General features: G+C 30.5%; 22 protein-coding genes. 3 read left to right on the top strand and 19 right to left on the bottom strand.

The features are described from left to right. Positions 1-179 precede the first annotated feature (179 nt). Complete coding sequence (gene rpmE / locus ACZ5N4_RS00230) at positions 180-389, top strand: 50S ribosomal protein L31 (RefSeq protein WP_178906291.1); 210 nt, start codon at positions 180-182, stop codon at positions 387-389. A gap of 79 nt (positions 390-468) precedes the next feature. Here the strand turns inward: rpmE and rho are convergent, their stop codons facing one another. The 7 genes from rho to ypeB all read right to left on the bottom strand — a co-directional run bounded on the left by rho (position 469) and on the right by ypeB (position 8,270). Beyond that, complete coding sequence (gene rho / locus ACZ5N4_RS00225; RefSeq protein ID WP_464206092.1) at positions 469-1,941, bottom strand: transcription termination factor Rho; 1,473 nt, start codon at positions 1,939-1,941, stop codon at positions 469-471. A gap of 411 nt (positions 1,942-2,352) precedes the next feature. After that, complete coding sequence (locus ACZ5N4_RS00220) at positions 2,353-2,694, bottom strand: hypothetical protein (RefSeq protein WP_464206090.1); 342 nt, start codon at positions 2,692-2,694, stop codon at positions 2,353-2,355. Positions 2,695-2,870: 176 nt separating this feature from the next. Beyond that, complete coding sequence (locus tag ACZ5N4_RS00215; protein ID WP_464206088.1) at positions 2,871-4,475, bottom strand: CTP synthase; 1,605 nt, start codon at positions 4,473-4,475, stop codon at positions 2,871-2,873. A gap of 224 nt (positions 4,476-4,699) precedes the next feature. Further along, a complete protein-coding gene (locus ACZ5N4_RS00210) occupies positions 4,700-5,008 on the bottom strand; it encodes a ribose-5-phosphate isomerase (protein ID WP_464206086.1) in 309 nt (102 codons plus the stop codon). 176 nt (positions 5,009-5,184) lie between these two features. After that, positions 5,185-5,604: a YwiB family protein gene (locus ACZ5N4_RS00205; protein WP_464206084.1), complete on the bottom strand. Its 420-nt coding sequence runs from the start codon at positions 5,602-5,604 to the stop codon at positions 5,185-5,187. A gap of 41 nt (positions 5,605-5,645) precedes the next feature. After that, positions 5,646-6,626: a tRNA 4-thiouridine(8) synthase ThiI gene (locus tag ACZ5N4_RS00200; RefSeq protein WP_464206083.1), complete on the bottom strand. Its 981-nt coding sequence runs from the start codon at positions 6,624-6,626 to the stop codon at positions 5,646-5,648. A gap of 267 nt (positions 6,627-6,893) precedes the next feature. Then, positions 6,894-8,270: a germination protein YpeB gene (gene ypeB / locus ACZ5N4_RS00195; protein ID WP_464206081.1), complete on the bottom strand. Its 1,377-nt coding sequence runs from the start codon at positions 8,268-8,270 to the stop codon at positions 6,894-6,896. 291 nt (positions 8,271-8,561) lie between these two features. On the opposite strand from ypeB, the gene ACZ5N4_RS00190 reads away from it, so the two are divergent. Continuing rightward, positions 8,562-9,803 carry an MGDG synthase family glycosyltransferase gene (locus ACZ5N4_RS00190; protein WP_464206080.1) on the top strand — a complete coding sequence of 414 codons (1,242 nt, stop codon included), beginning with the start codon at positions 8,562-8,564 and terminating at the stop codon, positions 9,801-9,803. Positions 9,804-9,819: 16 nt separating this feature from the next. Here the strand turns inward: ACZ5N4_RS00190 and spoIIR are convergent, their stop codons facing one another. From spoIIR to ACZ5N4_RS00130, 12 genes are all read right to left on the bottom strand, one after another. Next, the gene (gene spoIIR, locus ACZ5N4_RS00185; RefSeq protein WP_464206078.1) at positions 9,820-10,467 is read right to left on the bottom strand and encodes a stage II sporulation protein R; all 648 of its coding nucleotides are present in this window, start codon (positions 10,465-10,467) and stop codon (positions 9,820-9,822) included. An 81-nt stretch (positions 10,468-10,548) separates the two neighbouring features. Then, on the bottom strand, positions 10,549-11,724 hold the full coding sequence (locus tag ACZ5N4_RS00180) for a Ger(x)C family spore germination protein (protein WP_464206076.1): 1,176 nt from the start codon (positions 11,722-11,724) through the stop codon (positions 10,549-10,551). 3 nt (positions 11,725-11,727) lie between these two features. Further along, a complete protein-coding gene (locus ACZ5N4_RS00175) occupies positions 11,728-12,828 on the bottom strand; it encodes a GerAB/ArcD/ProY family transporter (protein ID WP_464206074.1) in 1,101 nt (366 codons plus the stop codon). 16 nt (positions 12,829-12,844) lie between these two features. Continuing rightward, positions 12,845-14,305, bottom strand: coding sequence for a spore germination protein (locus tag ACZ5N4_RS00170; RefSeq protein WP_464206072.1), 1,461 nt, complete (start codon positions 14,303-14,305; stop codon positions 12,845-12,847). A 46-nt stretch (positions 14,306-14,351) separates the two neighbouring features. Beyond that, positions 14,352-14,543, bottom strand: coding sequence for a CLC_0170 family protein (locus tag ACZ5N4_RS00165; RefSeq protein WP_464206070.1), 192 nt, complete (start codon positions 14,541-14,543; stop codon positions 14,352-14,354). Positions 14,544-14,687: 144 nt separating this feature from the next. After that, the gene (gene ispE / locus ACZ5N4_RS00160) at positions 14,688-15,530 is read right to left on the bottom strand and encodes a 4-(cytidine 5'-diphospho)-2-C-methyl-D-erythritol kinase (protein WP_464206069.1); all 843 of its coding nucleotides are present in this window, start codon (positions 15,528-15,530) and stop codon (positions 14,688-14,690) included. Between the two features lie 115 nt (positions 15,531-15,645). Then, positions 15,646-18,270 carry a cyanophycin synthetase gene (gene cphA / locus ACZ5N4_RS00155; RefSeq protein WP_464206067.1) on the bottom strand — a complete coding sequence of 875 codons (2,625 nt, stop codon included), beginning with the start codon at positions 18,268-18,270 and terminating at the stop codon, positions 15,646-15,648. 26 nt (positions 18,271-18,296) lie between these two features. After that, positions 18,297-19,139, bottom strand: coding sequence for a cyanophycinase (locus tag ACZ5N4_RS00150; protein ID WP_464206065.1), 843 nt, complete (start codon positions 19,137-19,139; stop codon positions 18,297-18,299). A gap of 130 nt (positions 19,140-19,269) precedes the next feature. Continuing rightward, positions 19,270-20,829, bottom strand: coding sequence for a DUF3794 and LysM peptidoglycan-binding domain-containing protein (locus ACZ5N4_RS00145; RefSeq protein WP_464206064.1), 1,560 nt, complete (start codon positions 20,827-20,829; stop codon positions 19,270-19,272). A 362-nt stretch (positions 20,830-21,191) separates the two neighbouring features. Next, complete coding sequence (locus ACZ5N4_RS00140) at positions 21,192-21,428, bottom strand: Veg family protein (protein ID WP_178906273.1); 237 nt, start codon at positions 21,426-21,428, stop codon at positions 21,192-21,194. 201 nt (positions 21,429-21,629) lie between these two features. Beyond that, a complete protein-coding gene (gene yabG / locus ACZ5N4_RS00135) occupies positions 21,630-22,490 on the bottom strand; it encodes a sporulation peptidase YabG (protein ID WP_464206062.1) in 861 nt (286 codons plus the stop codon). A gap of 134 nt (positions 22,491-22,624) precedes the next feature. Beyond that, positions 22,625-23,629, bottom strand: coding sequence for a CotS family spore coat protein (locus tag ACZ5N4_RS00130; RefSeq protein WP_464206060.1), 1,005 nt, complete (start codon positions 23,627-23,629; stop codon positions 22,625-22,627). 114 nt (positions 23,630-23,743) lie between these two features. Here ACZ5N4_RS00130 and ACZ5N4_RS00125 point away from each other — a divergent pair, with 114 nt between their 5' ends. Further along, complete coding sequence (locus ACZ5N4_RS00125) at positions 23,744-24,868, top strand: glycosyltransferase family 4 protein (RefSeq protein ID WP_464206058.1); 1,125 nt, start codon at positions 23,744-23,746, stop codon at positions 24,866-24,868. The last annotated feature ends 273 nt before the right edge of the window (positions 24,869-25,141 follow it).

Here is a 25,141-nt window from a genome sequence, read left to right as displayed (position 1 = left end):
CTTTCCTACCTCACCATTTGAATTATAAATCAATTAAACAAATACATTTTATCAAACCTTATGCATATATTAAAGACCTGTTTTTATTTACCTTATTTATTGACTTTAACTTACCTGCTATGTTATAATACAGTAGTTAAAATTGAGGTATATCCTTAAATTCGAAAGAGGTGAAAAACATGAAACAAGGCATACATCCAGAATACCATCATGATGCGGTAGTTAAGTGTGCATGTGGAAACACTTTTACAACAGGTTCTACAGAAAAAGAACTTAAAGTGGAAATATGCTCTAAGTGCCATCCATTCTACACAGGAAAACAGAAGATAATTGACGTTGGTGGTAGAGTAGATAAGTTCATGAAGAAGTTCAACTTAAAATCAGAATAATAAATAAGTTTAAATATTTTTTTATTCGTTCTAAAGCTTATTATAAAACCTGTCCTTTGATATCAAAGGACAGGTTTTATTATTTTTCTCCATTTTTACTAATGTCTTTTTTAATAACAAAATTAACAAACTCATCGTTATTTTTAGTCTTCGATAGCATACTTATTAATTGCTCAGTAATGTTATGTGTATTATTTTCATCATACAATACTCTTCTTATATTAAAGGCCGCTTCTTTTTCTACTTGGTTCTTAAATAACAAGTCATCTCTTCTAGTACCTGACTTATAAACATCTATAGCAGGGAATATTCTTCTTTCTTGAAGCCTTCTATCTAAGTGTACTTCCATGTTTCCAGTACCCTTAAACTCCTCAAATATCATATCATCCATTCTGCTTCCAGTTTCCACAAGAGCTGTAGCAAGTATAGTAAGACTTCCTCCTTCTTCTATATTTCTCGCAGCTCCAAAAAATTTCTTTGGCATTATTAGCGCTCCTGGATCAAGTCCTCCTGAAAGAGTTCTTCCTGTTGGGGTAATAGTTAGATTATATGCTCTAGAAAGTCTAGTAATACTATCTAAAAGTATAACTACATCCTGTCCCTGCTCTACCATTCTTTTTGCTCTTTCAAGTACCATGTAAGCAACCTTAGTGTGGTGTTCAGGTTCTTCATCAAAAGTTGAGTATATTACTTCACCTTTGATTGATCTTTGCATATCTGTAACTTCTTCTGGTCTTTCATCTATTAAAACAACTATAAGTTTTGTTTCTGGGTGATTTTGAGATATACTTTGAGCTATTTTTTTTAGAAGAGTAGTTTTACCGGCTTTAGGAGGTGCAACTATAATCCCTCTTTGACCTTTACCTATAGGTGATATTATATCCATAAGTCTGGTAGATAAATCTGACTGTATAGTTTCGAGTCTTAATCTTTGTTCTGGATATATAGGGGTAAGCTTCTCAAATGGTTTTCTACCTACTGCTCTTTCTGGATTTTCTCCATTTACTCTTTCTACATAGAGAAGTGCTTTAAATTTTTCACCTTCTTTTGGTGTTCTTACTTTGCCTCGTACTTCATCTCCTGTTTTTAAATTAAATCTTCTTATTTGAGATGGAGATACATATATATCTTCTGGTCCTGTTAAATAATTTTTTCCTCTTAAGAATCCATAATTATTACTCTCTATTATTTCAAGTACTCCTATAGCTGTACCTGATTCATTTATCATCTCTTTAAGCTTTTCTCTTTTTTCCTCTTCAGATACTTTTTCATCCTCATTTTTTTCATTTTGAGTTTTTTCTTCTACAGATTTTTTTTCTTCAACCCTTACATTTTCAGTAGTTTCTTCTTTTTCACTATGTATAGCTTCACTCTTAGGACTTATTTTTTCTCTAAGTATGACTCCATCTTTTTCGATTGAAACTGGAGAAACTTTTTTTATCTCTTCAATTAGCTGAGTTTTTTTATATTTAGATATATTTTTTAAGCCTAAGTTCTTGGCTATTTCTTTTAACTCAGCAACGGTCAAGTTATCCATATCTTTGTTTACCAAAAAATAACACCTCGCATTATTTAATTTTCATAATTATATTTAACCTCTTGGGAATAATCAAAAGATTTTTTCCATTTATTATCCGTAATGATACCAAACATTTAGGTATGCTTAACAGATTTCTGTGCTTTAAAATGAAATTATTAGGCTACTGACGAAAAACTTCACCCTAAGCAAAGAAATTTTTATTTGAAAGGCTACACTGTAAAATAAATTATAACCCTTTTTCATATTTTAATCCACATTTTTATAATATTTTTTTCTTTAATGTAAATTTGAATAAAATAATAAGCCAAATGTGCTTAAATTATTTAAAATTATATCCATATATTTTTATTTTATCAAATATAATTATTTTTATTAATTAATTGCAAAATAACAAGGATAAAAGTATCCTTTTACCCTTGAAAATTATATCATAGCATACAATTGCTTATTTATATTATTGTATCTACTGACTCTTTTATTCACCTTATTATAATCTCCCATATAAAATAAAGGTAATCCTAAAATTTCGCATCCTCCAACTATTAGCTCTTTTTTTATAAATTCATTTATACTGTATTTATAATTATGATACTTTCCACAATGAGGACATCTAACTTCAAATGAAATTATCTTATTACATTTTTTTATTTCTAAAGAGGTGAAATTTTCACTAGTCTTATTTGTTTCGAAAATAGAAAATGTCTCTAGGTCGTAGAATCCTTGAAAATTTTTAAGAGCAATACTTATATCAGTATTAAACAACATATTATTCACCCCTCCTATAGAATTAAACTTGGTATATTTATAATTCTATAAATATTATTAAAATCCTTCATAAATCTTTTCATTTAATATATTGTAAAATTATTTTTTTCGACAAAACAAATTCTGGTATACATGAATTATTATAATAATTCATGTATACCAGAATAATTAGAATCCTAATCCTCCTTATCTAAAGACGCTTTTATAAAATCTCTAAATAACGGATGTGGTCTGTTTGGTCTTGATTTTAGTTCAGGGTGAAATTGGACTGCCACAAACCATGGATGATCTTTTAACTCAATTATTTCTACTAACCTAGAATCTGGGCTAGTTCCTGATAAAATAAGTCCAGCTTCAGTTAATGCTTTTCTATATTCATTATTAAACTCATATCTATGTCTATGTCTTTCATATATAATTTCTTCACCATAAGCCGCAAAGGCATTTGTATCTTTTCCCAACTTACATGGATATAAACCTAATCTCATAGTGCCGCCTTTTTCATCTACATCTTTTTGATCAGGCATTAAGTCAATTACTGGGTGTTCTGTATCCGGTAGTATTTCTGAGCTATGAGCATCGGAATATCCTAATATATTTCTTGCAAATTCTATTACTACACATTGCATTCCTAAACATATTCCAAGGAAAGGAACCTTATTTTCTCTCGCCCACTTTATAGCTTCAATTTTTCCTTCTACCCCTCTATCACCAAATCCACCTGGAACTAAGATTCCATCTACATCCTTCAGATATTCAGCTGCGTTTTCTTTAGTAATATCCACAGCATTTATCCATTTTATATTTATGTTAGCATCATTGGCATAACCACCATGATTTAAAGATTCTACTACTGATATATACGCATCATGTAGTTCAACGTATTTCCCTACAAGTGCAATAGTCACGCTTCTTGATAAGTTTTTTATGTTATTTACCATGTTAGCCCATTCAGTATTGTCTATTTCTTTGCATGGTAAACTTAACTTTTCGCAAACTAAAGTGTCCAATCCTTCTTTGTGAAGCATCAATGGAACTTCATATAGATTTTCTGCATCCAAGTTTTGAATTACAGAGTTTCCATCTACATTACAAAATAATCCTATTTTCTCTTTTAAATCATCTGGAATAGATTTCTCAGAACGGCATACTATTATATCCGGTTGAATTCCTATACCTCTTAGCTCTTTTACTGAATGTTGTGTAGGCTTTGTTTTAAGCTCTCCTGATTTTCCTAGATAAGGCACAAGAGTTACATGTATAAAGCATACATTCTCTCTACCAACTTCATACTTTATCTGTCTTATAGATTCCAAAAACGGTAAAGATTCTATATCACCAATTGTTCCACCTATTTCAGTTATAACTACATCAACATCTCTTTCTTTAGCTACTCTGTAAACTCTTGATTTGATTTCATTAGTGATGTGAGGAATTACTTGAACAGTTCCACCTAAGTAATCTCCTTTTCTTTCTTTTGTTATTACAGACCAATATACCTTTCCCGTAGTAACATTACTGTTTTTACTCAAATTTTCATCTATAAATCTTTCATAGTGACCTAAATCTAAGTCAGTTTCTGCTCCGTCATCTGTTACAAAAACTTCGCCATGTTGATATGGACTCATAGTTCCTGGATCTATATTTATATATGGATCAAATTTTTGAATCGATACCTTCAGTCCTCTATTTTTTAAAAGCCTTCCTAGTGAAGCCGCTGTTATTCCTTTTCCTAATGAGGATACTACTCCTCCAGTAACAAATATATATTTTGTACTCATAAGTTTCCTGCTATATTAAGCAGAGTTCACCCCCGTTTTCTATAATAGTATAAAAATTTATATTGAAAATATAACAATTGCATATTGACAAAGTATTACTTGGGTTGTATAATAAAAATTACCCTATAAGTTAAAGTGGGATATTATGTTCTAAAACATATCTAATATATTAGCATACTTCTTTTTAATATGCTACTGTTTTTTGTTTTTTGTCGAAAAAAATATTATTTTACTCTTTCAATAATGTCTTCCGCTTCAAAATACATATCTCTTATTTTTCTATTAAGTAAAAGTTTCTCTTCCGCTTTTCTAAAATTTAATCCTATATTATTTTTATTTACTGAAGGAAAGTCTTTTTGCAGCATTCCTATATCATCACAACCATATTTTCTAATAAGCAGAAAAAATAGGTATCTACATTCCCTATCCTTTAAAATTTTAAATAATTCTTCTCTACTTAGACCTTTATATTTACATAGAAGCTCTAGTATTCTTTCATATTTTTCTTCTTTATCAATAAAATATTTATTCACAACAGGCACTCCCTTTTATCCACAATGTTGATAATTTAATGAGTATATCTCTTTTTAAATTTTAAACAATAACTCAATAAAATATACACATAAATAAAGACACAGACAATAGATTTATCGCTTAATATCTGTTTTCCCTCCTTTAAATTAGAGAAAACAGATATTAAGTGCTTTCTTTATTCCTGTGCCTTTATATTTATTTTTAGTTGTGTATTGTTAGGTGTCTGACCACTTACACTTAAGTCATAATTTACTTGTATGTCTCCACCTTTTTCACCAACATTCACGCTCAAGGTCTTAGTTTCTATTTTTAATTCTAATGTTCCATAAGGCGTATTATACATGGATACACTCTTAGCTTTTTTATCAAATTCCATTTTAGCGCTTGTACTTCCCATTCTTATAATAGAAAATTTATCGTTAGATATTTTTAATGTAGTTGTGGTTCCTTCCATCCCTGATATCTCGGTTTCCTTATACACGGCATAGTATGAGCCATCTTTTTCATAGAAATCACCAGGAGTGACTACTTCTATAACATCATTTTCATCACTTTTTTGTTTACTTGATACAGAGATAATAGCCCTTTTTTTCATAAATTATCCTCCTTTTCGTTTAATTCACTATTAATTAACTCTTAGATAAGAAATCTTGATATTTCATCATCTGTAGCGGCTTTAACCTCTATAAACTTATCCATAGGATTTTTAAAATATCCATATTTGATTTTTATTTTATCCTCATCTTTTCCCTTGCAGTATCTAGCTGTTACTTTAGCTGCAAATTCTATATCTTCTTCTGTAGGTTTCCCAATTATTATTATCATAGAACCTTTAAATGTATCTGCTAAAAATATTACATCCTTTGTACTCAGGTAATTCTTTATTTCCTTCGTTTCCTCACCAGTTCTTGTTGATATAATTTTAGCATCCTGTGAAACTCTAAAATGTCTTCCAAATCTTAATAACTCTAGATCCTTTTCATCAGGCATATCCTTATACTTTAATAGTTCCTTTAATCTTTTAGCGTAGTTAGGTTCTGTAAGCTTACACCCTCCTGCTGGAGAAGGATAATCTTTAATATTCCACTTCTCGGCTAATTCCATTTGAACTTTTCTGCTTCTTCCTGATATATCCATAAGTTTTTCTCTATCTACTAATCCCTCTAACTCCATCTTAGTAGGATTAAGATTTTTGGCACATAAGGGCCTTAAAATCTTATCACTAAATCCTGATTCCTTTCTTACTATATCTAATGAAATTCTGTTTTGCGACATAGGTCTCTGATTCAATACTTCTCCAGTAATTATAAAATCCGCATTATACTTTTCTAATAATTTTCCTGTATAATTTAACATCATGGCATGGCAATCAATACAGGGATTTATATTCTTCCCATAACCATGCTTAGGATTTTTAACTAAATCAAAATGCTCTTCGGAAAAGTCAACTACTTCTAGCGGTATGCCTACTTGTTTTGTCATCTTAATAGCATTACCTGGGCCAAAAAAGTAAGATTTAAAACATATACCTATAACCTCTATACCTTGATCCTTAATAAGCTTTGCTGCTAATATACTATCTAATCCACCGGAAACCATTGCAAGTGCTCTTGTCATTATTATCACCTTTCTCAAATCAAAATTAACTTTTTTGCCTATGAACTATAATAAATACATTAAAAGTTCACTACAAAAACTTCTAAATAATAGTTTAGTTAATTTTCACTAGTTTATCAACAGGTATTCTTATAATCAAGTAATTTAGGTATCTGAAATAAAATTACAAATTAAATATACTAGAATACTGACTAGTTATTTTTTGAAGATGCCTTAAAAATTTAAAATAAAAACTTTCGCCAAAAATGCGAAAGTTTTTATTTTAAACTACATTGTAAGCTGCCCGTTAGGGGTATTTATAATTTGCAGTATTCTTTGTTCATACCCAGTTTGGGCATCTATATATACTTTATAGTTATCTCCCTTATAGTCTCCTGAAAATTCATAGCATAAGACTTCTTTATTAGTTTCTGTAGGGATTAATGCAAGTCTTACATTTGTAATATTAAGCTTTTTCCCTACCCTTTGTTTTGCTTGATTAGCAGTAACTTTTGGGGACGGTATACTCCTATTATCTTGATGTGCTACAAGATATTTTTCAGATTCAATGCCTACTATACCTCCATCATCTAGTGCAATCTTTAATTTTAATTGGTCAGGATAAACTATAACATTTTGCTGCATATACACATAATTTATTACTGCAACATTTCCATAATTCAGAGTATAGGTAGGTACCATATTGCTATATCCTATATTTTTTAGATAATTTGAGCCAATAGCAGTAGCCTTAGCGGCATCAATACTTGCTTTTCCAACCGCTCTATCATTTAGCAAGTATAATATTTTTCCACCCTTTTTAGTTACTTCACATACTACTCTTTCATTTTTATTTTTTCTTCCTTTCATTGCCACAGAAAACCTATATACATCTACTCTTCTTCCTGTACCCTGAACAGTTAATGCCTGTAGTATTTCAATTTTATCTTTTCCAATTATATTTCTAACAACATCCTCTGCTTGACTTTGAGTTACCTCTTTCTGGGAATTAACTCTAGGATTAATTTGCAGTGAATTGTCAGAAAAAGGCCCATCATAAATTAGCGCTGGGTATTGAGCTACCTGCTTTTGTATAGATCCAAATTTATCAGCTAACATTTCTCCTTTATTTCCACTAGCAAATACACCAGTAATCTTCTTCCTTATTTCTCCCCATTTCACTTTTCCTTCATTAACATCAGATGAAACTTTTTTCAGCTGTTGTTCTAGTGTAAAGGATTGGTTCTTCAACTTATCTATAGTCGCATAATCTGCATCATTTAACTGTTTTCCCTCCGACGACGATCTTTCAAGAGCATAACAAAAATCTCCTACTTGAGATAAAAATTTACTAGTATCACCTATAACTTCTTGAGATACAGGAAGAGAATGTATTTTATCATTTGCCATAGATGCATATCTGAATATCTCAGAAAATACAGCCATTTCTTGTTCTCTGGATCCTACTATAGCGGACTTACCCAGATTTACTCTTATGTTTTGCACGGAATCTATTAGGTCATACATACTTTTACTATAGTCTGCTTGTAAATAGTTTCTATAGTCATTTCTTTCAAGGGTCATAAGAATTGCAAAAGTACTTGAAAAAACTACTATTAAAGTCACTATAGCAGTATATATCATTCTTTTCTTAGCTATTTTCATAATAACTCCTCCTAGCTTTTATGTATAATGTAACTACGTTATATTTGAATTTGTACTATTATATTGAGAAATTTATATTTCATATTATCTGTATTTAGCTAATTGTTATTCACCTTATACAAATTTGTTTAAAAAAACTAATAATGATTTGCAAATTTCGCTGGTATATGAGTATACTATTAAGGGAAACTTAATAAATATAAATTTTTTCTTAATTGTTTTTTAAATTAGTTTATTATTACTCATACATCCTTTATAATGTTATTACATACTTAACCAGAAGGTGATTAGATGAAAGTATTAATTCTTTCGGTTTCTGCTGGTGGTGGCCATGGTCATGCAGCAGGTGCTATAAGAGATTACATAAAATTAAATGATTCATCATCAGACGTAAAAATTGTTGATACATTAAAATATATAAACCCAATAATAGATAAGGTAGTAATAGGGAGTTATTTAAAAACCATAAAAATAACTCCTTCACTTTATGGCAAACTATATTCTCATTCTGAAGAAGATTATGGGTTAGCTACTACCATAAGTTCAAAGTTTATTGAAATTATGGCATACAAACTGTTGCCTTTATTAGATGAGTATAGTCCCGATATTTTAATATGTACTCATTCATTTTCAACAGAAATGGTATCTGTAATGAAATACAAATATAAAGTAGTTATTCCTGCTATTTCAATAATTACAGACTACTATTCCCATAGTTCTTGGCTTCATCCTCATATAGATGCATATGTTGTTTCTAATTGCGATATGGTTGAGGATATAGTTAATAAGGGTATTCCTAGAAATTCTATATATAATTTGGGTATACCCGTTAAACCTTGTTTTATTGAAAAATATGATAAGGGCGATACATTAAAGGAGCTAGATCTCGCTGAAGATAAAACTACCATTCTTATTATGGGCGGAAGTTTAGGAATGGGAAAAATTACAGATCTATATGAAAAACTGGTTACTATTGAAAAGGATATTCAAATAATTGTAGTAACAGGTAGTAATAAAAAATTATATCAAGAGCTCATAAAACTAAAAGAATTTTCACCCAAGGAAACACGAATTATAGGCTTTACTGACAAGGTTAACAAGTATATGCAAGCTTGTGATCTACTTTTAACCAAACCTGGTGGGCTTACCATAACAGAAGCCTTAATTTGTGAAATTCCTCTGGGACTCTTCTCGCCTATTCCAGGTCAGGAAGAGAAAAATGCACAGTTTCTTCTAAAAAACAATTTAGCAGTTAACCTCACAGATATAAACAACTGCAATGAGATAATAGAAAATTTATTAGATTCTCATGAAAAGTTAGAAGTAATGAAGGAAAATTGCAGAAAGTTTTCTAAGCCCTCCTCTGGAAATGATATTTACAAGCTAATGAAACTACTTATAGAAAATAATAATATAAATAACAATGTAAAAATTTCTGAAAAAATTTTCGAGAAGGATAGTCCTAGCAAAACATTTCTTAAATCTGTAGAGAAATATTTTATGAAAACAGCCAGCAAATTATTTTGTTGGTAATTTAAAAATCCAGCTTTTATCGAGCTGGATTTTTCTTATCTTTTAGTACTTCTAATATTTTAAATTTTATCTGTATGCCATTCTCTTTTGTTTTATCTGTTTTGTTATTTACTATCTTATACTCTTCTGGAGTCAACACCATTTTCATCTCAGCTTCCGTTTCTTTATAAGAAACCTCACCTTTTGTGATATCAACAAAGCATAGAGGTGGAAACATTACACACCACCAATTTTGACCTTTACCCTCACCTATAATTATCCTATAAGCCTCATATTTGCCTTGTGGTAATGTAATATTGCCGTATGTTTTTATAGGAAAATTTTCATTAGATAAAGTAGTTTTTACAGTGTAACTATACCCATTATCTTTTATAGTCTTATTTGCTATATCTATTATTTGTTTATCATTTTCTTTAATAATTCTTCTTGATTCTTCTATACTTTTTGATTTTTTAAGCTTAGGCTGAATATATTCTAAAACTTTATCTCTTACTTTTAATTTTAAAGCTTGGTCACTTTTCGAATCACTGTTAGCAATTACATGAAATCTTATAATCTTAGACGCTATATCCTGCTGTACCGACTCACTCTTAACTTGTATTTTATTTGAATTTAAAGTGAATATAGCTAAAATACAAACAATAATTACTAAAATCTTCTTCATTATTAACATCCCCCATTATCTTCTTAATCACTATTCATATTATAGACAAGTATTATAGTTATATTCACTTTAAAAAAATTATTATTTAACTACACCTATTCTTCTTATATTACTATTAACAATTACATTGATAGTTGCACTGCTATATACATCAGACCAATTATTTTTAATTTGTTTCCATAGTGATGGATGATACTTCTCAACGTATTCTCTTATTCCTATAGGATCAACTCCAAATTCTCTTTGAGTAATTTGGACTACTTGCGCACATTCCTGTTTTACAGAATTATTTAGATTTTGTTGTAATGATTGAAGCATATCCCTAGAAAATACTTCACCACCAACATAATAATCTTTTAATTCACCTTCAATGTCTAAAGAAATATTAAATGTAAGCTTTCCTTGTTGATTATCCATTGATATCTTTCTTCCTGCACTATCAATTACAATATCTATAGGGTGGCCGTTCTTATATATTGTTTTTCTTCCACCTTTTAATTTTCCTCTTAGCATCTCTAAATTTGCTGTTTCTATAGCGGATAAATCTCCTCTGTATTTATAGTCTTTAATTATTCCTACACCTGATATTCCTAACTCATTTTTATCCTTTTCTATAGTCATACGAGGAAGCATTGCATTTCCATTTTCACTTAATAAAATTAAAAATTCATTTAGAGTTATTGGTAATATAGAAGTACTCCTATCAGTATTTTCTATAAGCCCACTTATATAATTTTCAATATTCTTTTCCATTCTAGGTTTATGTTTTATATATTCTTCTGCTTTTCCATCAGATATTACAACATACATATTTCTATTTAAAGAAGGTTCTCTTTGAAGATAATCTACAATTTCTTTTAGAATTTCAGGATATGTTGTTAAATCTTTACTCAACACCAAAAGTTTTATATGGCTAAAGCTTATATCTCTACTGCTTTTTAGTGCTGCTTTATTCACTGCATCCTGCATTGAGTAGGCATCAGTAGTTATATACATATCCTTTGCTGTTCCACCTTTATCAGGCCCTAGCTGGCTTATATCTGGAGCACCAAAGGTTACCTTTAGCTTTTTTAGGTCCATACCCGTAAATGGTTCGTCAGGGCTTAAGTATTTTAATTCTTTTTCCTTACCAGCCTGCTCGCCTATATCAACGCTTATAATTGATATAAGACTCCTTCTGTCTATTTCAACTTTGTCCCAGCACCCACTTAACAAAATACATGATAATATAATAACTATAACCTTTTTATATTTCATACTCTAACATTCACCCTCCTTTAAGCCTTTTTTTGAGGGTTTTTTAATAAAAAGTAACAAAGGAAGTATAACCAAGCTAAAGGTTGCTAAATAAGGTGACACACTATTGCTAATATCATAAACTTCAGCTATGTTCTCAGGGTATAAAGCTATTGCATATATAAAAGGTATTATTAAAGCTGATGAAAGCTTTATGTCATGTAACTTAAACATATCTTTAAGTACATCTGCAGACAAATAATATGAGTTTATGAAAGTAGTAAAATAAAATATTGCCCATAATGCCATTACTACTCCTTCCCATCTTTCTATAAAGGTTCCGGGTATATCTATAGATTTTATTAGAGTAATAGTAGGCCACAATAAAGTTTTTGTTTGCTCCTTAGCAAAGACAGCCAAACAAAATACCACTATAACTGCATAAAATATTGTTATAAACATAATACTTTTCACAGCAATTTTAGGTATAGACTTCTTATTCTTCATAAATGGAAGAATCAAATAAACTATTCCAATCCCTCCAAAACTATAGACAGTTGTACTTAACGCTTTTACATATTCATTTGGAGTGCTATTAAGTATCGGAAAAATATTAGTAAAATCTGTTTTGTTTAAAGTAAGTAAAAGTACAAGAATAATAGGAATAAACATTATCCAAAAAGCAAGTTCGTTAAATTTCACTAAGTTTCCTACTTCTCCCCTTATTATGTATATGCCAGTGAGTATTGTAACTAAAGTCAAAAATTCTGTAGGAGTCCTTTGAAGTAAATACATCTTTAGTACTTCTATAAAAACTCTCATACCTATAGATACAGCAAAAATATTATATGCAATAAAAATTAATGCTAATATAGAACCTATTAGCTTGCCAAAGTTAAATCTTAGAATATAATATAACTTACCATAATTATTGTTTTTTATTGCCTTTATAGCAATAAAAATTAATAAATAGCTTATGGCTCCACTAACTAATGTTATAATCCAGCCATCAGTACCAGCATTTGCTGTCACATCTCTAGGGAAGGAAAAAACGCCTACCCCTATAACAGTTACTACAATAGTTGCAAACAAGCCATAAGGTGTAATAAATTCTTTATCATTCATAAAAGATATATCACCTCTACTTCTGTCTTACTTTATCTCCTGTATTCATAAATCCAGGTCTCTTTTTATAAAATTTAATAGGGAACCTCATAAATGCGTCTTTAAAGTCATCAATATCTGGATTGACTACTGGAGCTAAATAAGGTATATTAAAGCTCTTTAATCTTACTAAGTGTATTAATATCAGAATTATTCCAAGCATAATTCCATAAAGCCCTATAACTGCGGCAAATATTATTAATATAAACCTTAGTATTCTAAGAGCAGATGCCATTTCATAATTTGGAGTTGTAAAACTTGTAATAGCTGTTACAGAAACTATAATTATCATTATAGGACTTACAATTCCAGCTGTTACTGCAGCCTGCCCTATGATAAGTCCTCCTACTATTCCTACTGTAGATCCAATAGCCTTAGGAAGCCTAGCTGTTGATTCAATTAAAAATGCAAGGCTAAATTCCATAATTAATGCTTCTACAAAAGCTGGAAATGGCACGCCTTCCCTTGACGCAGCAATAAAGTATGCTAATTTTGTGGGAATTATAGCGGGATGAAAAGAAGTAACAGCAACATAAAGGGCTGGAAGCATTAGTGCTGCAAAAATGGAGAAAACTCTTACAAGTCTTATAATAGACCCGTATATCCATCTCTGATAATAATCATCAGGTGATTGAAACATTGCCGACATTATAGTTGGTACAATAAGAGCAAAGGGTGAGTTATCTACAAGTATGGCAATTCTTCCTTCATACAAAGCTGCTGCTACCACATCTGGCCTCTCTGTGCTTTGTACTTGCGGGAAAAAGGACCACTTATTATCTTCTATAAATTGCTCTACATATCCACTATCCAAAACAGCATCTATATCTATTTTTTCTAATCTACTAAAGAGCTCTTCTAAAATCTCTTTATTTACAATGTCATCAATGTACATAATAGCTAAATCACTCTTAGATCTTACTCCTAAAGTTTTAGATTCCACTTTAAGCCTTGTATCTTTTATTCTTCTCCTCACTAAAGCAGTATTAAACCTTATTGTTTCTGTAAAGCCATCTCTGCCACCTCTAATTACTGTTTCACCTGATGGCTCCGACACTCCTCTTGCAGGCCATAAACGAGATGCAATAACATAACATACTTCAAGACCGTCAATAAACATTAATGTGTCTCCGGAGAGCATTGCATTAATGCCTTCACTAAGTTTTTTTACTTCTCTTATATCCGAAACAGTAAGTATTTTATCTTTTATTTTTTCTACCTCTGCTATATCTGACCCTATTACCATTAGAGTTTCTAATACATAATCATCTAATAAGCTCTTATCTGCCATTCCATCCACATATATTAATGCAGATTTAAGCTTTCCTATGTAAAATTCTCTGAATACTATATCTGAACTGTTTTTCAATAAATTCTTGGCATAAGATAGATTTTCTTGAGCTTTTAGGGATATTTTATCTCTTATTTCTTCTTTCAAAAATTATCACTTCCTTTTATCATATTAAAATATGTTACTAAACACTTTATGCAATATACATTGTTACTAAATACAGCATAATTCCAATTATTATGATACCTATTCCTATAGACTTTGCTTTTCTTGCAGTATCCCTCATATTCCATTTTAAAAATTTTTTTGAATCTATAATTAATATGAATCCTTGTATAATCATGAGTGCTAAAAAATACTTATCATACAAACCTAATACTCTCACAATATTCACTCCTAATACTTTTGGTAACCTTAAATTATTTTTAGCTTATAAAAAGATATTTATTCATTCTAAGAAAATATAAAAAAGATGGAACTAAATTATCAAAAACTTAGTTCCATCTTCTTATATTTGCCTTTAGATACCTTAAATTGTTCTTGTTATAAAAACTTCCTTATACTTCTTTTTAATCTTATCATAACAAATCTGCGCTTTTAGAATATCTTCGAAGAATGCAAATACTGTAGGGCCGCTACCACTCATAAGTGCACCCATTGCTCCCATATCTAGAAGTTCCTTTTTAATATTCTTAATTATTATATGTTTTCTTAATGTAACATTTTCTAAGACATTTTTCATATTTTTACTTACTCTAAATAAATTTTCTTCTTCCATACTTTTTATTAGGAGTTCAGTGTCTGGATGTTTATTTATTTTACTAATATCTAAATTCTTATATACTTCTTTAGTTGATACACCAAAAGATGGCTTAACCACTATTAATATATGATCTCTGAATGTGGAAAGCTTAGTTATCTTTTCTCCTATACCTTCACAAAGAGCAGTTCCCCCTACTATACAATAGGGAACATCTGCGCCTATCTTTAATCCTAATTTCATAAGTTCATCATCTGATATCTCTGGCTTATATAGGTTTCTCATAGCTTTTAATACCGCAGCTGCATCTGTACTGCCACCTGCAAGCCCTGCCGCTACAGGTATATTCTTTTTAAGATATATTTCTACCCCGCCATCTATGTCATAGGTATTTATAAAAAGATCTGCTGCTTTATAAGCTAAATTTCTTTCATCAGTTGGCACATATGCTTTATTACACGCCAGCTTTATACCATTATCGTATTTTTTAATATTTATATAATCATATAAATCTATAGTTTGCATTATCATTTTTAAAAGATGATATCCATCTTCTCTTTTTCCTACAACATCTAAGGATATATTAATCTTTGCATAAGCTTTTATTAACATCTTAGCCCTCCGGGAATGTATTTAATGATACTAAATAGTATAATACAACCTTAAAATTAAAGCTATACTTTTAAGATTTTAAATCTTAAAAGTATAGCTTCAATTTCAAGAAATCTTATATCATTACTGCTGATTGCTCTTTATCTATTTGGGCATTGGTCTTTTTCTTAACTAATTGCACTAATGGCTCTAAGTCCTCAAAGAATATTATAATTAGATCTCCAGGTCTGGAGGTATCAATAGCTTTTTCTAGTGCTTCTGCTTCATCTAATATCACTTCTATCCTTTTTTTGTCAAATCCGGATTCCATGACTCCTTTTTCAAGAATAGACGCAATCTCTCCTGCTTTTCTACCTCTCCTATCTTTATCTTCTTTTATATATATATAATCAAAATTTTCTCCCGCTATTTTACCTAGCTCCTTTACGCTTCTATCAGTCCTATCTCCTGGTACTCCTATTATTCCCACCAGTCTATTGTGATTTATATTTTTAGCGCCCTTTAAAACAGCTTTGTAACCCTCTATGTTATGGCCATAATCCAGTACAACTAACGCTCCATTTATTTTATACATATTAAATCTTCCCGGATTGAATTCTTCATCACCATAAAAACTTGTTATTCCTTCTCTTATAGCAGAATAACTTATATTTAATCCAATAAGTGCTGCACAAGAAGCCATAGCATTTTCTATATTATAAATTAGCCTTCCTCCTATGGTAATTTTTATATCTGTAACTTTTACCAAAGGTGTTAGCTCATTGCTTTTTTCAACATATATAACACCCTCATGAGTATATACTCCATATCCTCCTTTTTTTATATTGCTTCTGAGTACGGAGTTGTATTTATCTTTAGAGAACATAATAATATTACTTTTCATTCTTTTTATAATACTTACACTAACAGGATCATCAGCATTCAATACAACATATCCTTCATCTTTTACAGCTTCTCCGACTAAGGCCTTTACGTAAGCCAGATCATCCATTGTATCTATATCGTCTAATCCTAAATGATCTTCTGTTATATTGGTAATGACTCCTACATCTGCCATATCATAAGCTAGGCCTTTTCTAATAATACCACCTCTCGCTGTTTCTAAAACTGCAGCATCAACTTCCTTATTCATTAATACTGATTTAGCACTATAATATCCAGTAGTATCTCCTTTATGAATACATTTATTGTTTATATATATTCCACCAGTTGTAGTCATTCCTACATTGTATCCAGCTTTAGTTAATACATGACCAATTAATCTTGTAGTCGTAGTTTTTCCATTGGTTCCAGTAATAGATACTACAGGTATAGTTTTAGGAGTATCTTTAAATAACATATCTACTATCGCACCAGCAACATTTCTACTCTTTCCTTCACTAGGGTAATGATGCATTCTGATACCTGGTGCGGCATTTATTTCTATTATTGCACCATCTTTTGTAATTGGCTTACTTATATCTGAACAACATACATCTATACCACATACGTCAAGACCCACTGCTTTAGCTGCTCTTTCACATATATTAATATTTTCATCGCAAATTATATCTGTACAATCTATTGCCTTGCCACCTGTAGATAAGTTTGCATTTTCCCTAAGTAAAATCTTTTCTCCTTCGGCCAAAATTGAACTTAAATTGTACCCACTTTTACTAATATATGCATTAAGCTCATCGTTGATCTTAATTTTTGTTAAAGGTTTTTCGTGGCCTTCTCCTCGCCTATTATCTTGATTTATCACATTTATAAGTTCTTTTATGCTACTTACACCATCCCCAACTATATATGGAGGTATTCTTTCAGCCACAGCTACAACTTTGTCATCCACTACACACACTCTATAATCTCTACCAACTATATTTTTTTCAACAATTATATCGCTATAATCTTTTGATAATATGTTGTAAGCACTAAGAGCTTCTTTTTCGTTCTTTATATTAACAAAAACCCCTTTTCCCTGGTTACCACATCTAGGCTTTATAACTATAGGATAGCCTATTTTATCAGCTTTAAATAATAATTCTAGACTATTTCTTACTATGTACCCATCTGCAACAGGTAAACACTGATTGTAAAGTATTTCTTTAGTTAATAATTTATCGCAAGCTATATCTACAGAAATAGCTTTAGTATTGTGTGAAATCGTTGCTTCAACAATTTTGCTATACTTTCCATAACCTAATTGAAGCATGCTTCCTTCGCTTATTCTCATTACAGGTATTTTTCTCTTTTTTACTTCCTGTAATATTGCACTAGTACTAGGACCTAATTCTTCAGCCCTAAGTATAGTTCGCAGTGATTCCATCGCAACAGTAAAATTATACGGTTTTTTATTTATAAGGCTGTTGATAAATTCTACTGCTATTTTGCCAGCTTCTATTCCTGTATTTCTATAACCGTATTCATATATAATATAATATTTATTTCCCTTAATCTCTCTAGACTTTCCATAAGCCGCATCTATTCCTAGAATATTTTGAATTGCTATGATTATGTGCTCACATACATGAGCAAGATAAGTACCTTCTCTAAGCCTTTTTTGGAAACCATAATCTTCATCTATCCCACACCTATGTTCAAATAGCTGGGGTATGCTCTTTAGTAAGTTTTCATTAAAACCGTCTATATCCTTAGTTGGAATATCCCTATACCCCTCTAAATCTACACACATCTTTATACATTTTCTATGAGAGTATATATTTCTTCCTTCAAAAACTCTAACTTCATCAATCTTCATCTTTGTGTATATTGTCCTCCTCTTTCCTAGCTATGACTCTCTACATTTTTATAGCTTAATTGTTCTCCGTTATATGGTATCTTATTATTCAAATCAAATTTATCTCCATTTTTTAAGACGTGTAATTTTACATTGAAAATAGATAGTATTTCGTCTTGATATTGCTCTGATACATTACTGTAATTTATATTACTTCCATCTATTATATACACTGCACCAGACCCTATTACTTTTAACTCGCCTTCTTCATGTACAACTATAGCAGTATCCTCATCTATTCCAATTCCTAAACTTTGAGGGTTCTCAGCTATTCCGACTAGTAACCTTCCAATTCTTCCTCTTTGAGCAAAATGCTGATCTATTATTACGCCTTTAATCAGCCCTAATCCTGGTGCCATTTTTAATGTGCACTTTTTAGGCGATTCTTCGTCTGGTCCTGTTACTACCATAGTGTCGCTCATAACAGATGCTCCTGCAGACGTTCCAACAAAAATACATCCTTTCTCATAAACATCCTTCATACTTAAATATAAGGGAGTTCCTCCTATTAAGCTTGTTATTCTCAGCTGGTCTCCACCTGTGAAGAAAACCAAGGATGCCTCTTCTATCATTTGAATATTACTTGAATCATAAGCATCTTTTCTTTCTCTTATGTTTAATATTTTAATATTTTGGACTCCAAGATTTTCAAATATACTTTTATATTCATTTCCTAATTCCTCTGGGAGCTGTGATGCAATCGTTGCTACAACAAGCATATCTTCTTCTTTGTTAAGCTTGCCGCATACTTCTTTAAGTATGCTTTTTTCACCTTTTTTATCTTCTGCTCCTCCAATTATTATCAAATTACCTTGTAACTTTTCTTCCAAGACAATACACCCCTTCTTGTGGATATTTTATATTTTTTCCACATTTAAAATAGTTATACATAAATAAAACTTCAGCAGACTTGCTACTGAAGTTAATAATAATTTTTATTATATTTTTCTTTAATTCAAACTAAATTATGGATCTTCCAGGAATAATTAACTTATCGCCAACCTTTATAACCTCTGGGTTTTCCATACTATTCAATTTAACTAAATCATCCATAGTTGTATAATATTTCTTAGCTATCTTCCATAAGGTGTCTCCATGTTGAACTACATATATTGTCATGCTTGCTTTCTTTTTTGGAAGTTCCCCATCTACCGGAACCATATCTACTAAAAATTCCTTATGTGTAACATAATTTACTCTGCCATATACCTCTACTACGGCCTTTATCGCTATAGTATTTGCCTCTATCGATGCATCAATATTTTCTAAACATGCCTTAGCTATGCATTGCATATCAATTTTACATCCTGGTATTTCTACAGTACAGCTAAATGGCAACTCTTCATTAACAGTGTGTACGTATTTTTCTTCATCAAAAGTTTTATATAACACCTCTGTATTTAATACTCCATCAACAATAATCTTATCTTCCACTAACTTTTTATCTGTTATACAAACTTCTCCACAGCACATTATTATTTTAGATGCTCTTGGCCTATCTTCTAATTCAATGCTTGATTTAACTATGCTTTGATTAGTTGAATGTCCATGCATTACGTTTAATTCATAATCCTTTTTATCCATTCTCATAAGTACTGAAGGCGAGTATGCATCTTCTATAATATCAATCTCTTCCTTATACATAACTTTGGTATTAGATTTAACTAGAGCTTCTATATCAACAATTCTATTTTCTCCTAGATCGTCTTCTTTAATATCATATTCTATAGCATCCAACTTAAACTCTGTATAATTATCCATAGTCGGATTTACTCCATCAATATTTACTTCTTTGCTTATTGGAACATTGTCTTCTACGTAAACTATATCTCTAACATCTTTTCCTCTATACAATAATGTTATTAGCGCATTAGCATCTATTAATGCTTTGCCTTCCATAATCCTAACATCTTTTTTATTAACCTTAACATCACATTTTAATATAGTTCCTATTTGTGGATTTTCCATAGGAATCTGCATATGACTTTTTGCTATTAAGTCACCTGAAACAGTTCCTACTATTTTATCTACAGTAGCAGGATTTTTAAGCATTTGAACATCCTGTGAGCCTGTTACATCTTTTATTACTTCAAATTCATAATTTTTGTATACCTCGGATTTTACTTTTACAATACCTTCAACAGCTATTTTTCTTTCATTAACAATGCCGCATTCCATATGTTCAATATAACAACCTGAATCACTTAGCATTCTATGCTCTGCTCCAGGAATTTCCACATAATTCGAAAACTTTCCAGTATAGTTTGTACTATAAACTCCTGTACTTTCTTCCTCTCTTGCTAAATAAAGTACAGTATATTCTATTTGTCCTTCTACAAACACTTTATCCTGCATAACTTCTGTATTTGTAATACACGGCTTAACATTAAGCAATAATATTTCACCAACATCTGGATGAGTATCAGGTATTACATATTCACCTTTCACTACAGTATCACTAAAATTTTCACCAAGCAATTGTTCGCACTCTATATTTTCTTTAACCAGCTCTATAGCCATATTATATCTCCCTCCCATTAAACCTACTATTTATTTATACAAACATTGATAAAGAAATATGATAAAATTTCATATATTTTTATAATAAATACTAGATTGGAAGAAAAATTTTTACTACAATATTCATCATTTTTTGGGGTATTTTTTGCATTTCCTACGCTAATAAGTATTATATATATTGACATTTGCTGAATTTTGGCGTAATATTAGAAATGGTTGTTGACCATATAACCTCTCATAAATTCTCAATACCCTTTTATACCATAGTTGAAAGATGGAAACCCACCATCTTTCTTTTTGTTTGAATAAGCCTTATTGTTTTTTAAGATAAAAAAAATCGGTACTATAAGTTAGTACCGATTCTATACAGCAAAAACCAGTTGAACTGTTTTGGTTAAAACATCTGAATAACTATAAGTCACTTTCCTTTGGGTGTCATTTTCTAATCTAATCACAAATATGCTAGGGTAGGCTTTCTCTATAACTCCACTATTTACGAAAACCTTTCTTCTTCCTCCATTGGCTTTTAATGTTACTCTATCGCCAACATGTTCTTCAATATTTTTCCTTATTGAAGCCAATACATTTGCTTTTTCCATATTAAACACCCTCTTTCCACATTGTATATTATATATCTCAATGTATATAATGTCAAATAAACTATTTATTTTATCAGTTAACAATCTGTTTTGTCAATATTAATTTTTTGTAAACACTCTCAAATATTTAAATTTTCACTACCTTAAGTATTGTTCCCTCAAGTTTATTCATATATACACTATATTTTAAAATTAAAAAATTTATATATAAGGTGACTTAGGAAATCCCTCTCTATACTTTCCTCTCGTTTGAAGCCCGCCAATACCTTTAGTACCAGTTATAGTGTTTTCTAAAGCATTTTGAATAGAAACTACTTTTTCTATATTGGCATATGCAATTCTTTCACACAAAAATACTGGATCTAAGCAATGTATCAATATTCTATTAGGCGAACTGGCAAAATTTGCACCTGCATCTAGAATAGCTTCATAGCAAGATTGACATGCGCCCGCAAAGATCACTAAATCATCATAACTTGATTCATAATTTCTTAACTCCATTACAGATTCTACAAAATACTTTGAGTTCTTATAGTTGCTTAAATCAGTATAATTGCTAGTACCTTTAGCTATAGAGTCATGTCCTGTAATTACAACAATATCAGGCTTTACTTGTTTTACTAACTCCAATATAACCTTAGGCTGCTCCTTTTCTGCTACATTTTTCCCAACTACATCCAGCATTAATTGTTTATATACTTTTAAACATACATCTAGATATTCCGGATCTCCATCTACATGAAGAATCTTGCCCGGTCTTCCAAATGCGAGTTCATTAGTTGGGTTTGGCTTTACTGCTCTGATTTCGCTGCGAAAGCCTCCTCTACTTAATAGAATATTTCTAATTGAGCCGTTAACCTTTCTGCTAAATGTTCTTTCTCGTTCTGTTGAAGAATTATCTGAAACTAATTCCAAATCATCTTCTGGTGAATCTGCAATAATTCTTAAATCTATTCCCTTTAGCGAGTATATTATACCCTCATTTACCTCTTTAATCTCTATAATCTTAAATGTAATATCTTTTCCATAAGACTTTCTTACTACTATATCCCCTATATTCATACTAACATCTCCAAAATATAAAATTCTATTATATATAATATGTTTTATTAAGCTTTAAGTGAATAATAAAAATAAACACATAGACATAAAAGTCTAAGACTTCTTGTCTATGTGTTTACATCAGCTTAACACTATTATTCTTTTTGATTGTAAAGCATTTTAAAATTATCGATAAATTTGGTGTATATTTCTTGCTCAGAAATCAAATCCTCCAATTTATTGTTAAAAGTATTTGAAGGCCAATTTACTTCATTATAGTAATACCTATTGGAAAGTCTCCAAAAACGTTGAGGAAATAGCAGAAATGCGAATAACACTCTATATTCCGCTTCTTCCAGCGGACTAACATCATTGTAAGAGTCAATAATTAATTGTGCATGTTCAATATCCCAATTCACTCTTTTTAAGACTTTAATCATAAATGCAGATATATCATAAGTTCTTATCTCTCGTTTACAATAGTCAAAGTCTATCACGTTAACATTATCCTCTTTATCTATTATTATATTGTGATACGTGAAATCGTGATGACAAAAACCTTTTTCCTCCTCTGTAATCCTACATAAATCCATGTACATTGAACTTTCTAGTACATTTATAGCTCTTTTACCTAAGTCTTTATAGAATTGAACTGTCTTTGTATAATTTAAGTCGAAGCTACCTTTATTTCCTTTTTTTCTTCCCATATCTCTCATCTTATCGAGAGATCTTACTCTTTTTTCCATAAGACTGGGCCATCTTCCTAAGTCAGTTTTTAACTTGCTATTTTCTGGAGGTTCATATCCTTTAGATGCAATATGCATGTAGGCTAGACTTTTAGCAGCTTTAACCAGATCATCTTTGCTTTTAAAGTCACACTCTCTTCCCTCTATCCATCCAGAAAGAGTATAAATATCTTCGTTTACAAGGGCATAAGGGTTACCTTCAGTGTTAACACAATATCTATCTACCCTTGGAAATCCATTCTTCATTAGGTGCTCTTTTGCTCCATAGACAAATAGGAGTTTTTGTGTTCCATAATTTATCTTCTTCAAACATTTTAATCCTTTATCTGTTTTTAAAAGGTATACTCCTTTATTTGGCTTGATGTTTTCAATTTTAATATCAAATTGTCTTTCTATTTCAAATTCTCTCATCATGTTAATCACCCCTGTATAATTTATATGAATAATGCATTTAATTTAGAAGAGTATTAACACTTTTGAGACAACATTAATATAATAAATTATAGCAAATTCGAAAGGATTAATCTTATGAGAATAGGAATCGACGGACGTGCGGCAAAATGGTATAGAGGAACAGGAATAGGTACCTATACTTATCAGTTAATTAACTGTTTAAATAAAATTGATAACATAAATAATTACTTGCTTTTTATGCCCGAAAACTGTGAGGCTGATTTGTCTTTTAAGGATAATTTTCATTTAAATAGTATTAGTGAAGGCAACAATAATAGCTTTTGGGATGAGGTAAATATACCTAATATATTAAAAGGTTCAGATATAGAGCTATATCATGTACCTCAAAACGGAGTTGGACTTCCTGAAAATAAAGAATGTAATTTTATGATTACTCTTCATGATGTAATTCCTTATAAGATGCCAGAAACAGTAAGTGATAGATACCTAAAAATTTTCCATGAGCATATCCCTAAGGTTGTATCTGCATGCGATGGAATAATTACCGTCTCTAACTATTCTAAAAAGGATATTATGGAAGCTTTTAATTTTCCTGAGAATAAAATATTTGTTACGCCTTTAGCAAGCGAAGATATTTATAGACCTTTAGATAGAGACTTAAGTAAAAAAATTGCGAAGGAGTATTATTCTATAGATAAAGATTTTATACTCTATGTTGGAGGTTTTAGCCCTAGAAAAAATATAATTGGTCTTATAGAAAGTTTCAGTAAGCTTTTATCTATCTATAAAAAAGATATAAATCTTGTAATAGCCGGAAAAAAAGGAAAGTCATATGACTCTTATAAAAAGAGAGCAGAAGAACTTGGTATATCTGATAAAGTAATATTCCCAGGCTTTATAACAATCGATCATCTTCCATATATATATAATGCAGCTAAATTATTTGCTTATCCCTCTTTTTATGAGGGGTTTGGTCTTCCACCTATTGAAGCAATGTCTTGTGGAGTGCCTGTAGTAGCTTCTAATGCTACTTCTGTTCCTGAAGTAGTAGGTGATGGCGGATTACTCATTAACCCTAATGATGTAGATGATTTATGTTACTCAATGTTTAGAGTATTGTTAGATGATGACCTGCGCGAAAGATTAATCTTATCCGGTATTGTTAAAGCATCAGAACTAAGCTGGCAAAAAACTGCACATCAAACTATTCTTGCATATAATAAAATTTCTAATAATTAAAATATATGCTTTAAAATTTCAAATTAACTTACACGCTAAAATTTATTTAGTATTGTTTAGATTTAAAATGAATATTTTTTAGTTAAGAGTTGAGAGTTGAGAGTTAAGAATTAAGAGTTAAAGATTTTTCAGCGAAAAATCAATCTTAACTCTTAATTCTTAACTCATAACTAAAATTACCAATAATTCTTTTGCTATAAGAAAACTTTCGAAGATATAACTCCATAAAATATTTGTATCTACATAGTTCATAGGTAAAATATTGTAATTTAG

The organism is Clostridium nitrophenolicum, assembly GCF_055391695.1.
Note: the sequence above shows the minus strand (reverse complement) of the source record. Positions and strands in the feature narration are given on the sequence as shown.